This is a genomic window from Nonomuraea sp. NPDC049625, assembly GCF_040675285.1.
GTDB classification, from domain to species: Bacteria; Actinomycetota; Actinomycetes; order Streptosporangiales; family Streptosporangiaceae; genus Nonomuraea; species Nonomuraea angiospora_A.
This window is the reverse complement of the sequence record NZ_JBFAOQ010000002.1, coordinates 1112694-1126405: the sequence shown is the minus strand read 5'-3', so window position 1 is coordinate 1126405 and position 13712 is coordinate 1112694. Positions and strand designations below refer to the sequence as shown.

General features: G+C 71.9%; 13 protein-coding genes. 7 read left to right on the top strand and 6 right to left on the bottom strand.

Annotated elements, in window-relative coordinates; all coding sequences use genetic code 11:
• Positions 1–113: 113 nt before the first annotated feature.
• Together AB0J87_RS12560 and AB0J87_RS12555 are read right to left on the bottom strand one after the other, a co-directional pair.
• Positions 114–704, bottom strand: coding sequence for a hypothetical protein (locus AB0J87_RS12560; protein WP_363964707.1), 591 nt, complete (start codon positions 702–704; stop codon positions 114–116).
• A gap of 64 nt (positions 705–768) precedes the next feature.
• Positions 769–972 carry a heavy metal-associated domain-containing protein gene (locus AB0J87_RS12555; RefSeq protein ID WP_350735069.1) on the bottom strand — a complete coding sequence of 68 codons (204 nt, stop codon included), beginning with the start codon at positions 970–972 and terminating at the stop codon, positions 769–771.
• A 178-nt stretch (positions 973–1150) separates the two neighbouring features.
• Here AB0J87_RS12555 and AB0J87_RS12550 point away from each other — a divergent pair, with 178 nt between their 5' ends.
• Complete coding sequence (locus AB0J87_RS12550) at positions 1151–1690, top strand: hypothetical protein (RefSeq protein ID WP_363964705.1); 540 nt, start codon at positions 1151–1153, stop codon at positions 1688–1690.
• A 113-nt stretch (positions 1691–1803) separates the two neighbouring features.
• Positions 1804–3198, top strand: a complete 1395-nt coding sequence (locus AB0J87_RS12545) for a PepSY-associated TM helix domain-containing protein (RefSeq protein WP_363964703.1) — start codon at positions 1804–1806, stop codon at positions 3196–3198.
• On the opposite strand, the gene AB0J87_RS12540 is transcribed toward AB0J87_RS12545, so the two are convergent.
• From AB0J87_RS12540 to AB0J87_RS12530, 3 genes are all read right to left on the bottom strand, one after another.
• On the bottom strand, positions 3189–4424 hold the full coding sequence (locus AB0J87_RS12540) for an MFS transporter (protein ID WP_363964701.1): 1236 nt from the start codon (positions 4422–4424) through the stop codon (positions 3189–3191). The genes AB0J87_RS12545 and AB0J87_RS12540 overlap by 10 nt on opposite strands.
• Positions 4425–4510: 86 nt before the next feature.
• On the bottom strand, positions 4511–5098 hold the full coding sequence (locus tag AB0J87_RS12535) for a copper resistance protein CopC (protein ID WP_363964699.1): 588 nt from the start codon (positions 5096–5098) through the stop codon (positions 4511–4513).
• Between the two features lie 96 nt (positions 5099–5194).
• Complete coding sequence (locus AB0J87_RS12530) at positions 5195–5794, bottom strand: hypothetical protein (RefSeq protein ID WP_363964697.1); 600 nt, start codon at positions 5792–5794, stop codon at positions 5195–5197.
• A gap of 79 nt (positions 5795–5873) precedes the next feature.
• Between AB0J87_RS12530 and AB0J87_RS12525 the strand changes: the two genes are divergently transcribed.
• From AB0J87_RS12525 to AB0J87_RS12510, 4 genes are all read left to right on the top strand, one after another.
• Complete coding sequence (locus AB0J87_RS12525; RefSeq protein WP_363964695.1) at positions 5874–6977, top strand: phosphotriesterase-related protein; 1104 nt, start codon at positions 5874–5876, stop codon at positions 6975–6977.
• A gap of 9 nt (positions 6978–6986) precedes the next feature.
• Positions 6987–7739, top strand: coding sequence for a TetR/AcrR family transcriptional regulator (locus AB0J87_RS12520; RefSeq protein WP_363964693.1), 753 nt, complete (start codon positions 6987–6989; stop codon positions 7737–7739).
• A 165-nt stretch (positions 7740–7904) separates the two neighbouring features.
• Positions 7905–9395 carry a GMC oxidoreductase gene (locus AB0J87_RS12515; protein ID WP_363964691.1) on the top strand — a complete coding sequence of 497 codons (1491 nt, stop codon included), beginning with the start codon at positions 7905–7907 and terminating at the stop codon, positions 9393–9395.
• A 378-nt stretch (positions 9396–9773) separates the two neighbouring features.
• Complete coding sequence (locus AB0J87_RS12510) at positions 9774–11159, top strand: glutamine synthetase family protein (protein WP_363964689.1); 1386 nt, start codon at positions 9774–9776, stop codon at positions 11157–11159.
• Positions 11160–11479: 320 nt separating this feature from the next.
• On the opposite strand, the gene AB0J87_RS12505 is transcribed toward AB0J87_RS12510, so the two are convergent.
• Positions 11480–12556 carry a saccharopine dehydrogenase NADP-binding domain-containing protein gene (locus AB0J87_RS12505; protein ID WP_363964688.1) on the bottom strand — a complete coding sequence of 359 codons (1077 nt, stop codon included), beginning with the start codon at positions 12554–12556 and terminating at the stop codon, positions 11480–11482.
• A 96-nt stretch (positions 12557–12652) separates the two neighbouring features.
• Here AB0J87_RS12505 and AB0J87_RS12500 point away from each other — a divergent pair, with 96 nt between their 5' ends.
• Positions 12653–13630: a helix-turn-helix domain-containing protein gene (locus tag AB0J87_RS12500; protein WP_363964686.1), complete on the top strand. Its 978-nt coding sequence runs from the start codon at positions 12653–12655 to the stop codon at positions 13628–13630.
• The last annotated feature ends 82 nt before the right edge of the window (positions 13631–13712 follow it).

Genomic DNA, 13712 nt, shown 5'->3' with positions numbered 1-13712 from the left:
CGCGGCAACGCGCGGCGCCCGGGCGGCGCTACGGCACGCCCGGTGTCAGGCTTATTCGGGAAAAAGGCATGGGGAAACGGCCCCGGGAATCGGCGCTGACGGCCGACGCCGGATCAGGCGGTCCCTGCGTGCGCTCCAGGAGGTGCCCGCCCCACGAGGGCATGTCGGAGGAAGGCGCGAATAGGCGGGGTTTCGTCCTCACCCGCGTACGCGATCGACCTCGGACCGGTGGCCGTGCACCCGGCCACCGTGAAGACCAGGACCAGCAGCGGGCGCAGCACCCGTCCGGCCACCTGCCGGACCAGGGCGCACAGGCCCGACTCGACCCACCGCAACCAGGCGGAGGTCAGCAGCACGCCCAGCGCGTGCATGACCAGCATCCCGAAGCTCGGGGAGCCTCCATGATGGAGTTGCGCCTCGCCCGGGACGGCCCCGAGGGAGGCCATCGCGTGGTGGGCGGCGCCCTGACTCAGCAGGACGTGCAGGACGACCTGCGACAGAGCAGTCGCGGGCAGGATGGCGCCCAGGCTGCGCTCACGTCCGGTCAGGGCCAGCGCGACCGGCAGCAGGAGCAGAAAGCCGCCCAGTGTCGACACCGCGTCGAAGTAGCCCCCGCCCGCCAGGTGCCCGAGCATGGCCAGGGCGGCGCACGTGGCGGCGAAGCTCGCCGCGCGCACCCACCGCACCACCGACAACGGACCCATCGCGGACAGATCTTCGCACACCGGTGCCGCCGTCCTCAGTTCAGGCGCCTCTCGCCACGGACGATCAGGAGGCCACCCTGTATCCCGCCTCGACGATCGCCGCGCGCACCTGCGACTCCTCGAGCAGCGGGCCTCCGCTCACGGTGACGCGGCCCCCCAGCACGTCCACCTCCACCCGCTCGACGCCCCGCAGTGGCAGGACCTGTGCCCGGATCGTCGAGGCACTGCAGCCACAGCTCATTCCCTTAACCGCGACGGACAGGGTCATTGGCGCGAACCTTTCCCGTAATACCACCAGGCGCGCTCACGGCTCGCCTTTAGGTGGGATACGCAGGTTCCTGAGGCTGGGTTCAAGCGACAGGCAATGTTTTTTAAGATCCAAATTCCGTATATACGAATTCTCGATCACATGGCACTATGACCGGGTGCATGTCGGCCGGCCCTTCTTGCGCGCAATACGCGCCGCGGTGTTCGCGGCGGTCTGCGTGCTGGTTTCGGCTGCCCTGCACGGACTGGCCGGCGGCGATCCGGTGCGCGCGGGCACGTTGCTCGGCGCGCTCGCACTGACCTGGACGGGCGCGTTCCTGCTCGCCGGCCGCCAGCGCGGCATGGAGGTGCTGCTCGCGGCCTGCTTCGCCGCCCAGTACGGCATGCATCTGCTGTTCGGCGCGGGCGCCGCCGACGTGCCGCCGCCTCATGAGCACGCCACGGGCGTGGGCATGTTCCTGGTGCACGCCATGACGGCGGTCATCTCGGCCTGGTGGCTGGCGCGGGGCGAGTGCGCGCTGGCCGCGCTGCTCCATCTCGCCGTCGCGTCCGTCGGCCGCTGGTGGAGCGTCCTTTCGGTCCTGACGGGCGGGCTGGTCGAGCCGAGCCCGTACGGTGTCCGGCCCGCGGCGTGGGACGACCACGACGCCTTCCTCCAGCGCCTGTTCGCGGCGGCGAACTTCCGGCGGGGCCCGCCGGCGCGCCTCTCCCTCATCTGATCCTTTCCGGGCCACCGGCCCGTGTCCCGCCACGCCCGGTGAACGGCGCGGCGGACCTCGAATCCTTGTCGAGAGCGCGCGCATCCGTGTGCGCTGTGAGTGGAGAACGCCTGATGACCTCGACCGCCGACGTCGGCAATACCGTCGATCACGTCCCCCCGCCGTCCCGTGAGCGAACCGCCTGGGCCGCGCTGCGCCCGCTGGTGCTGCGGCTGCACTTCTACGCGGGCGTCCTCATCACCCCCTTCCTGCTCGTCGCCGCGTGCACCGGCCTGATGTACGCCGCCTCGTACCAGATCGAGCAGGTCGTCTACCAGCACGAGCTCACCGCGCCCGCCGGCCGGACCAGCCTGCCCCTCAGCGCGCAGGTCGCGGCGGCCCGCGCGGCCCACCCCCAGGGCACCGTCACCGCGGTACGGCCCGGCGCCGAGCCGGGCCAGACCACCCGCGTGCTGATCAACCAGCCGGGCCTGGCCGAGAGCACCCAGCTGGCGGTCTTCGTCGACCCCTCCACGGGCCAGGTGCGCGGCACGCTGGAAAGCTACGGCAGCTCCGGAGCTTTGCCCGTACGCGCCTGGATCTCCACCCTCCACCGCCAGCTCCACCTGGGCGAACCCGGACGGATCTACAGCGAGCTGGCCGCCAGCTGGCTGTGGGTGGTCGCGCTCGGCGGCCTGGTCCTCTGGGTCGCCCGGCGCCGCCGCAACCGGCGCCACCTGCTCGTCCCCGACCGCGCCGCGAGCGGGCCCCGCCGCACGCTGTCCTGGCACGGCTCGATCGGCCTGTGGGCGGTGCTCGGCCTGCTGTTCCTGTCCGCCACCGGCCTGACCTGGTCCAAGTACGCCGGAGCCAACGTCGACGAGCTGCGCGCGACACTCGACTGGACGACCCCGTCGATCGACGTCTCGGGCGGCTCGGGCGGCGACCACGCCGCGCACACCGCGACCGCCGGACACCACGCCGGTGGGGCCGACGTCGGTGTGGACCGCGTCGCCCAGGCGGCCGCCGCCAAGGGACTGTCCGGCCCGCTGGAGATCACCTGGCCCGCCAAGGCCGGCGCGCCCTACCTGGTGAAGGAGATCGACAAGACCGCGCCCACCCGCCTGGACCAGGTCGCCGTCGACGCCACCTCCGGCCAGGTGAGCGCCGAGCTGCGCTTCGCCGACTACTCGCTGGCCGCCAAGCTCGCCCGGTGGGGCATCGACGGGCACATGGGGCTGCTGTTCGGCCTGGCCAACCAGATCCTTCTGGCGCTCCTGGCCGTCGGCCTGATCGCGCTGATCGTGCTCGGCTACCGCATGTGGTGGCGCCGCCGGCCCACCCGCGGCTTCGGCAAGCCGTACCCCCGGGGTGGCTGGCGGAACGTGTCCTGGGCCCTGCTGGCGCCGCTCGCTCTGCTGGCCGTGGCCGTAGGGGTCTTCCTGCCGCTGATGGGCATCTCGCTGGCCGCGTTCCTGGTGGTCGACGTCCTGCTCGGGCTGCGCGCCCGGCTGGGGTCTCAGACGTGATCCTCCGAGCGCCGGGGCAGGAACAGGCCCGACACGCACATGAAGGCCGCGACCAGGAACAGGCCCGTCCGCGTGCCGAGCGTGCTCGCGACCAGGCCGCCGAAGGCGATGAAGAGCGGCTGGGTGACGTTCGTGGCGAAGATCCAGAGCGTCGACACCCTGGCCAGCAGGTGGTCCGGGGTGCCAAGCTGGCGGTAGGTGGTCATGGTGGAGTTCGCCAGGCCGGAGAAGAACAGCACGCCCGCGAAGCCGGACCCGCAAAGGAGCAGGCCCGCGGTGCCGGGTGAGGCCAGCGGGATGAGCGCGTACCAGGGGCCGCGCCAGAGGCTCACCCACCACAGGCCGCGGACCATGCCGAACCTCCTGCTCAGCCTCGGCGTGAGCCGCGCGCCGAGGAAGCCGCCGAGCGAAGGGAGCCCCATGAGCAGGCCGTACTGCCAGGGGGTGAAGCCCAGGTCGCGCAGGTAGAACAGCGAGCTCAGCGGCGTCGCCATCGCACTCGCGCCGGCGAAGACGAGCCAGCTCGCGAACATCCGCCGCAGCACCGGATGCCCGCGCACGAAGCCCCACCCGGCGAACAGCTCCGCCCGCCGGGAGGGGCTCGGCTCGGGCGCGGGCGGGGGCGGCTCGGGCGTGCGCAGCGACCGGATCGACCAGGCGCTCACGACGAACGACACGGCGTCGACGATCAGCGCGCCGACCGCCGACAGGACGCCGATGAGCGGACCGGCCAGGGACGGGCCGACCAGCACGCTCAACCAGCGGGTCGACTCCAGGCGGCTGTTGGCGCTCATGAGCCGCTCGGCGGGGACGAGAGCCTTCAGATGCGCCTGCGCCGCCCCGGACGAGGCGATCTGGCCGGCGGCGTTGCCCAGCGCGGCGACACAGAGGTGAGCGAATGTCAGCAGCCCGGAGAACGCCGCGATCGGAATGCTGAACAGCAAAATACATTTGGCGATATCTGACCAGATCATGACCGGGCGTTTGGCCCGGAATTCGATATACCGCCCCGCGGGAAATGCGACGACGACAATTGTGACCGCCTGAATCACCGACAACAAGGCGACCTGGAAAGCCGAGGCGTCCAGCACGGTGATGGCGACCACGGGCAGGGCGACCATGCTCACCCCCGAGCCCAGCTGGCTCACGGTCGTGCCCGCCCACAGGCGCCGGAAGTCTCTTTCGCCGGCGAGATCCCCGCCAGCCCGGGTCATGTCATGGCGCAAGGTACCTCCTTCAGCGATCATCATCGCCGACGGATCAGCGTGCCGCCAACGGTGACGGCACACCGATCCACGGCGATCCCCGGCGATCAGCCGCGGCCGGGGCGGGGCTTGCGGCGCGCGGCGAGGACGACGGCCGCGCCACCCGCGAGGACCACCGCCAGCGCCGCCCACAACCATCCCGGCAGCCCCGACGTGCGGTCGGCCCGGGTGGCTGCCACCGGCGACGAGGAGGGCGGCTGCGCGGAGGCGGGTTGCGGCTCGGGAGAGCTCGCCGGAGTGGACGTCTCCTCCGAAGGGCCGGGCGAGGGGTCCGGGGCGGTGATGGCGAAGGCGAGTTCCCCTTGGATCGGGTGGCCGTCGGAGGAGACCACACGCCAGGCGATCCGGTAGCGACCTTCCTGCAACGTGCCGGTGGGCCGGGCGAAGACCTTGTTGCCCTGAACGCGTGGCTTGTCGAGCGGGACCGGCTTGCCGCCGGGGCCGTCGAGCACGATGGTGGGCAGCTGCATGTGCGAGGTGAACTCCAGCTCGATCGTCTCCAGGCTCTTCAGCTTGGCGCGGTCGGCCGGGTTGCTGGCCTTGAGACGGTCGTGGGCCAGGGCGGCGGGCGAGGTCAGGAGCAGCACGAGTACGGCGCCGACGGCCGGAACGAGGGCACGCCGAAGAAAGGTCATGGGGAACTCCGAAGTCATGGGGCCCCGGCGGCATGCCGGAGAAGGTCATGGCGCCTGTCGGGGAGGCGCCGGATCAGGCGTTCGGGGACCCGCGGGTCAGCCGCGGGCCGCCGGGAAGGCAGGCGGCCCGCGACGGGGCACGACGACGGCCAGCAGGGCGGAAACGCGAGGGGCCGGCTCCCGCCGTACCGGCGCGGAAGGGGGACGCCCGATGATCGCGAGGGGCGCCAGGACGGTGATCACGGCCGCGAGCAGGGTACGCACGCCTGCCACGCACACGGCGTTCAGATGCAGCAGCATCACCAGGGCCAGCTCGCCGCGAGCCAGCCACCAGCTCGAGCACATCGCCGCGGCCAGGTGGATCATCGGCATGGCGAGACCGGGGCCGTGCTCGTGGCCGGAGGAGAAGACGGGGCTCACCGGGGAGGAGCCGGAGAAGAGCTGGTGCAGGCCGTACTGGGACACCGCGCACAGGGCCAGCAGCTCCGGCCATTCCCGCCGGCGACCGGCCAGCAGGTAGGCGCCGGCCCAGATCGCCGCCATCGCCGCCGCGAGCCCGCCCGGCCGCATCCCGCCTCCGCCCACCAGCACGTGCAGGGCGGCGGAGGCCAGCACGCAAACGGCCGTGAACACCGCGGCGCGCAGCGCGCGAATCACGGGATGGCCGACATGCACGCCGCCATGCTGCCAGAGCACACCGCCACCGTCAGGGCATTCGGCGCATCGCCTCACAAAGGCCATCGTTCTTTGTCCAAACGATCGATAGAATAACTTCGTGACAACACTTCCGGGTCGCCGCGTGCGTACCGTCCTCGGAGACGTCGAACCGTCCGAACTCGGCCACACGCAGCCGCACGAGCACGTGCTGTCCGACATGTCGGCCATCGTGCGGCCCTGGGGCCTGGAGCCGGTGGCGGGCGACGGGTCGCCGGCGTCGTCCATCCGGCAGGAGTTCCCCGCGTCGGTCCGCGCCCGCGTCGCCGAGCCCGTTCGCCTCGACAACCACGACTGGATCAAGCGCGCGGTCCTGAACATCGACAACCTGCGACTGCTGTCCGAGCAGGACGCCACCGAGGAGTTGGCCCTCTACCGCGCGGCCGGCGGGGGCGCCGTGGTGGACTCCACGCCGGTCGGGCTGGGCCGGGACCCGCTCGGGCTCGCCCGCGTCTCGCGCGGCAGCGGGGTCCACATCGTGATGGGCAGCGGCTACTACTGCCGCGACTACCATCCGGCCGGGCTCGCCGAAGCGCCACTCGAAGCCGTCCATGAGGAGATCGTCGCGGACGTGCGGGACGGCGTCGGCGACACCGGCGTGCGCGCGGGGCTCATCGGCGAGATCGGTCTGAGCTGGCCCGTGCATCCCGTCGAGGAGAAAGTGCTGCGCGCCGCCTGTCGCGCACAGCAGGTCACGGGCGCGCCCCTGCAGATCCACCCCGGCCGCCACCCGCAGGCGCCTCTCGAAGCCGTGCGCACGGTCCTGGACGCGGGCGGCGACCCCGCTCGGGTGATCATGTCCCATCTCGACCGCACCCTGTGGCGGTCCGAGGACCTGCTGGAGCTCGCCCGTACGGGTTGCTACCTGGAGCTGGACCTGTTCGGGCAGGAGTCCAGCTACTACGCCTTCAACCCCGAGGCCCGCCGGCCCAACGACCGCACGCGCGTCGAGTGGCTCCAGATGCTGATCGAGGCGGGCTTCGGAGACCGGCTGCTGATCGCCCAGGACATCTGCCAGAAGGTCTACCTGCGCCGCTACGGCGGCCCCGGCTACACGCACATCCTGGAGAACGCCATCCCGCTGATGCGCCGCATGGGTCTGACCGAGGCGGAGATCACGGCGCTGACGGTGACGAACCCGGCGACCGCCCTGGCTATGGAATAGTTCAGGATCATGGCGACCACCAACCAGCCCGGAGGCCAGCGGAGCAGCGGTGGCCGGATGAAGGCGAAGTCCTCCCGGCGCGCGCGCTCGGTGCGCACGGAGTTCCAGCTGCTCCGCGCCGCCTGCTGGCTCTTCTCCGAGCGGGGGTTCCACGGCACGGGCATCCGCGACATCGCCGAGACCGCGGGAGTCGCGGTCTCCGGGATGTACTACTACGCCTCCTCCAAGGACGAGATGCTGGAGGCGGTCACCCGCCGCGTCATGGACGTGCTGGTCTCCGGCAGCGAGGAGACGCTGCGCGACATCGACGACCCTGCCGAGCGTCTGGCGGCGCTGATGGCCGTGCACGTCGCCTTCCACGCGCGCAACCCGCGCGCCGCCAAGGTCGCCGACCACGAGTTCCAGGCGCTGACAGGCGAGGCCCGCGAGGACATCCTGCGGCTGCGGGACGCCTACGAGGCGGTGTGGGCCGACACGTTGCGGGCCGGCGTGCGCGACGGCGTCTTCCAGGACCGCGGCAGCGTCGCGCGCCTGGCGCTGCTGCAGATGGCCACCGGGATCGCGCACTGGTACCGGCCGGACGGCGAGCTCGGTATCCCGCAGCTGTGCGAGCGGTTCGCCGACATGGCGCTGTCGCTGATGGGCGCGCAACGCGAGGGGCGCCTCCTCCAGGTCCAGGACCTCGCCATGCCTGACCCGGACCTGCTGCTGGAGCGGGTCGAGCTGGCCATCGAGCCGCGCGAGGAGCCCTCCGGCGACTGAGTCCGGCGCGGGTCCGGGTCTTGACATCGCGTGTTTTTTGAGCGATCGTTCGATCATATTCGGGAGGGGAGACGCCGTGACAGAGCTGGACCGCGCCGCCGAGATCGCCATGCTCCGTACCTGCCTCTCTAGTTTTTTTATCGTTCGATCGATTAAACTTTGTCCATGGTAAACGACTCAGACCCGCGGGTGCGAGCGGACGTCGCGGTACTCGGCGGCGGCACGGCCGGCGCGGTCGTCGCCGGGCGCCTGCTCGAGAACACGTCCCTGTCCGTAGTGGTCGTCGAGGCCGGACCCGACTACGGCTCCTTTGGCTCGGGACGGTGGCCTCACGAGCTTCTCGACAGCTCGACGCTGCCGGACACGCACGACTGGGGATACCGCGGCCCCGGTGCTGTTTCCACCCGGGAGCTGGCCTTCGAGCGGGCGCGGGTCATCGGCGGCTGTTCTTCCCACAACGGCTGCTCCCAGACTGTGGGCCATGCTTCCGACTACCGCTCGTGGGGCCTCTCCTGGACCGACGCATCGCTCACCGGTCTGCTGAAGGAAGGCGCGGCCAAGCTGCGCGTCAGGCACTACACGGATGAGGAGCTCACCCCCTTCCAGGCCGCGGCGATGGACGCCATGGTCGACTGTGGGATCCCGCGTACGGACGATCTGGACGACCTCTCCGGCGGTGCCGGCTGCGGGCCCTCACCCGTGAACAACCCCGGCGGCGTGCGCTGGAACAGCGGCTTCGCGTATCTCGACCCGGTTCGGGGCGACGGCCGCCTGCGCATCGTCGACCGGGCGCCGGTCGACCGGCTGGAGTTCCGCGGCTCGGCCGTCCTTCGCGCCCATGTCCTGCGGGGACGGGAGCGGCTGGTCGTCGAGGCCGACAGATTCGTGCTCTGCGGCGGCGCCTACGGCAGCCCCGAGGTGCTGCTGCGCAGCGGGGTCGGCCCGGCCGGCGAGCTGCGCGCCCTCGGCGTGCGACCGTGCCTCGATCTCCCCGGCGTCGGTCGCAACCTGCACGACCACCCGACCCTGGAGCTGCGCTTCGCGGCGAGCGACGAGCTGGCGCGCCGGCTCACCGCGTACGAGCGGCTGCGGCCGGTGCCGGACGAGCAGGTCATCGGCAAGGCCCGCTCGACCGGCGGCCATGCCCCGTACGACCTGCACCTCCTCCCGTGGACCACCCGCACCACCGACGGCTGGGCCTGCGTGCTCCCCGCCGCCTGCCTCACCCCGCGCTCCCGGGGCACCTTCCGGCTCTCCTCCCCCGACCCCGGCGCCAGGCCCGTCATCGAGCACGCCTACCTGGCGGACGGCGACGACCTGGCGGTGCTGCGCGACGGCATCGAGCTGTGCCGGAGCATGGCCGCCTCCTCGGCGCTGGCGCCCCTGCTCGGGGCGCCGCTGGACGAGTTCAGCGCGGACCCGCGAGCCGGCGAGGCTTCACTGCGCGCTTCCGCCGCCCATTACTGGCACCCGGTGGGCACCTGCGCGATCGGCGCCGATCCGGCGGAGGGCGCCGTCGTGGACGGCACCGGGCGGGTGCACGGCAGCGACAACCTGTGGGTCGTCGACGCCTCGATCATGCCGGTCATCCCGCGGGCCACCACGAACCTGCCGGTCGTCGCGCTCGCCGAGCACCTCGTCCGCACCCTGGGGTGAGGGCCGGCCTTGACCGATGACCCCGCATCGGTGCTCATTATCACCACCGACACACACCACACTCACCGTCACCACCGACGCGGCATCGCGCGAGGCGGCCCCCGTGTCAACGCCTCGGCGAGTCGTCGCCTTCAGCCACCGCAGCCGCCGATCAGGCGAATGCGCAAGAGAGCGGCCGCGCAGCCGGCGTACGACGGCCTCGCCTTGGGCGTGGCGCCGTCGGATGCGGGCCCGCGGTCTATATAGTGACCGGCGCATCGAACGGCGCGGCGTTCGGCGCTGTGACCAGGCATTATGCCCCGAATCGGGGCACGTCCGGCGGTCGCATGGCAAGGTGGCCGACCGCGGACGTTATGGGCCGATCGTAAGGGGATGTCGATGCTCGACCAGATAGCCGCCGGCACGTCGCGAGCGAGCGCGGACGACCTCGATCTGGCCGAGGCGGGTGTCGTCGGAGTCACGATCGTCTGGGCCGACAACAACGGGATCCCCCGGTCGCGCACGGTGCCCGTCGGTCAGTTCGGCGCGGCGGTCGAGCGGGGAGTGGGTGTCACGCCGCTGTTCGCGGTGTTCGACTCCCACGACGGCATCACCTTCGGGCATCCCCCGCTGGGCACTCCCTCGGGCGACATCCGGCTGATGCCGGTCGCCGACCGGCTGGTCCGGCTCGCCGGTCAGCCCGGGTTCGCGTGGGTGCCGGGCCGGCAGGTCGCGGCGGATGGTTCGGCGTGGCCGTACGACCAGCGCGGCGTGCTGGAGCGCCAAGTCGCCCGGGCCGCGGCTCTCGGGCTGGACTTCCTGGCCGGCTACGAGATGGAGTTCCACCTCAGCCAGGCGGACGGGGGCGACGGCGACGACGTACGCCCCATCTACGAGGGGCCTTCCTACGGGCCGGCCAAGATGCTGGCCGTCGACGCCTTCGCCGAGCAACTGCTGCGCGACCTCGACCGCAACGGCGTGCCCGTCGGCCAGCTCCACGGCGAGTACGGCCCGGGGCAGTTCGAGTTCAACATCGCCCCCGCCGACCCGGTCACCGCCGCCGACCGGCAACTGCTGGCCCGGCAGACCGTTCACGCGGCCGCCCGCGCGCACGGCCTGCGGGCGAGCTTCGCCCCGTTGGTCACCCTCGGGCAGGTGGGCAACGGCTGGCATCTGCACACCTCGCTGTACCGCGCCGGGACGAACCTGCTGTCCGGCGGCAACGGGCCCGCGGGCATGACCGCCGAGGGCGGCGCCTACCTGGCCGGCCTGCTCCGCGACCTGCCCGCCATCGTGGCCGTCACCGCGCCCAGCCTGTCCTCGCTGCAACGGCTGCGGCCCGGTTACTGGTCCGGCGCGTACACGTTCTGGGGCGTGGAGAACCGGGAGGCGGCGCTGCGGCTCGTACCGGCCACTCCCCTGCTCGGCGCCGCGCACGCCAACGTCGAGCTCAAGCCGTCGGACGCCTCGGCCAACCCCTACCTCGCGCTCGCCACCGTGATCGCCGCGGGCCTCGCCGGCATCGAGGACGGCCTCACGCCCCCCGACCCGGTGCAGGAGGACCCCGGCACCTGGACCGACGGGCGGCGGGCCGAACGCGGCATCCGCCGGCTGCCCACCACCGTCGAGGAGCAGCTCGGCGCGCTGCTGACCAACGAGCGCATCCGTTCCGCGCTGGGCGAGGAGCTGGCCGACGCCTTCCGGGCGGTACGCGTCTCCGACGCCGCCTGGGCGGCCGACCGCGACGCGGCTGCCGTGGTCCGCTCCCACCGCTGGCTGTACTGAGCCGCCGCATGGCTGGACGTTTGGGCTGAACAGGGGGCGACAGGTCCGTGTGCCGTCGGTGTTAAATGATCACGTCGTCGCAGAGGATCGCGATGAGACCCGCCTCCCGTACGGCGCCGAACCGGCGGGAGATGAGCGGGCTCGGACGTCCGGCCTGGACCTCCCGCTCACGACCGTGAGCGGCCCGGCGTCGAAGCCGACACACGACCCCGGATCCCCCCGCTCATCACCATGACCGGCCCGACCCCGAAGCCGAATCCCCCGCTCATCACCGCGAGCGGCCCGACCCCGAAGCCGGATCCCCCTACTCGCGGCCGTTTTCACCCATCGCCCAGCGGCAGTTCATCCAGTGACAGTTCGTCCAGCGGGAGGGACCGCAGGAAGTCCTCGGCGTCGAAGAGCTCCCCCGCGGTGACGACCCCGGTGGACCGGCCGCGGCCGGTCAGGATCCGCTCGGTGGCCTCCACCACGATCGGCGCGGTGATGGCGTAGATGTCACGGCCGCGCGCCGCCACCCGCCGCCGCTCGTCCCCCCGCCGGACGACGACCTCGACCAGGAAGACCTGAGCCGATCGCCCATCGGCGTCGGCCGCCTGCGGTCCCTTGGTCTCCGGGTCGCCGAGGTCCTTCAGCGGGGCGACGTTCAGGAAGGCGTCGATCCGCGGGGTGTCCAGGTGACGGGAGACGGTGACCACGTCGGCGTTGGAGAACTGCCCCACGACGTCCTGGGTCCCGAACGGTTCGGCGAACGTCCACGTCCCCTTCGGCGGCGGCTCGTCGCCCGCGACGACCCGCAGGTGGTGGTCCGAGAAGACCACCCGCCGCCCGGCCCGGCGCTGCCCGGCCAGCACGGTGCCCCGGGTCGGGTGCCAGCTGTCCAGGGCCACCGCGATCGAGATGTCATCGGCCGCCGGCCAGTCACCCATCGCGACGGTCGCGAGCAGGTCGCCCAGCGCACCGTAGAACGCCATCACCGGCGCCACCACGATGCCCGCCTCCTTCACCCGCGGGTCATCCCGGTAGGTGTCGAAAGTGTTCATCGCGACCAGGGTCTCGCCGGTGACGTCCAGGTAGTGGATCCCGGCGCGCAACGCGGCCTCGATCAGCGGCGGCGCGGTGTCGCCGAACGGCCCGGCACAGTTGATCACCGCTGCCGTGCCGGCGATCGCGCGGTCGAGCGAGGCCGGGTCGTCGACCGAGGCGATCCGCCACTCCACGCCGGGGTGGGCGGCGGCCGCCGCCTCCAGCTTCACCGCGTCCCGCCCGGACAGCACCGGCGTCCAACCGCGCTCCAGCAGCTCCGCCGTCACGAACCGGGCGGTGTGCCCGTAGGCGCCGAACACCGCCACCACCGGCTTCGCGCTCCCGCGACCGGGCCGGCCGTCGATCTCCGTCATCAGGTCTCCTTCAGCTGTTCAGGCTCCCTCCGATCTTGCTGAACGGTGCCGCCGAGAGCCACCGTCGCGTACGTCAACGTGCGCTAGATTCGCGACATGCGCGCCCATCGCGTCGTCATGGCCGTCACCGACGACATGCCGATCTTCGAAGCAGCCGTCCCGTGTCAGGTCTTCGGCGTCGACCGGCCGCACCTGGCCGATCCGTGGTACCAGTTCTCGGCGGTCCCGGTCGGTGACGCGCCGGTGCAGCTGAGCCCGGGATTCACCCTCGCCCCGGTGAGCGGTGGGTGGGATCTGGACTCGACGGACACCCTCGTCATCCCGGCCTGTACGAATGTGCACGACGACCCACCGGCCGAGTTGGTGGACGTCGTCCGGGAGGCGTACCGGCGCGGGATCCGGATCCTGTCCATCTGTTCCGGCGCCTTCGTCCTGGCCGCCGCCGGGGTGCTCGACGGTCGCCGGGCCACCACCCACTGGCTGCACGCGGAGGAGCTGAGCCGCCGCTACCCTGCCGTCCGGGTCGACCCGTCCGTGCTTTACGTGGAGGACGCCAACGTGATCACCTCCGCGGGAACGGTGGCCGGGATCGACGCCTGCCTGCACGTCGTACGGGTCGACCATGGTGCCGCGGTGGCCGCCGAACTGGCCCGCCGCCTGGTCACCCCGCCGCACCGGGACGGCGGGCAGGCCCAGTACCACCGTCCCGCCTCGCCGGTGGTCCGCGACGACTGGCTGGCCGCCCTGCTGGACTGGGCCACCGAGCAACTGCATCTGCCGCTCTCCATCGCCGACCTGGCCGCCCAGGCCAATGTCAGCGTGCGCACCGTCGAACGCCGATTCGCCGAAGCGCTCGGGATGTCGCCGCTGCGCTGGCTGCTGCAGCAGCGGGTACGCCGGGCCCAGCAGTTCCTGGAGACCAGCGACCGGCCGATCGGATGGATCGCCGACAGCTGCGGATTCGGCGGACCGGCCAGCCTACGAACACACTTCGCCCGAATCGTCGGGGTCTCCCCCACCACCTACCGCCGAACATTCCACGAACGAGCAAGCACAACCCGCATCGCCAGCTGACCACCCCAACGGCGCGACCCGCACCGCCAATCGACCGAACCCGACACCACGACCCCGATCGCCATCCGACCAAGCCCGACAG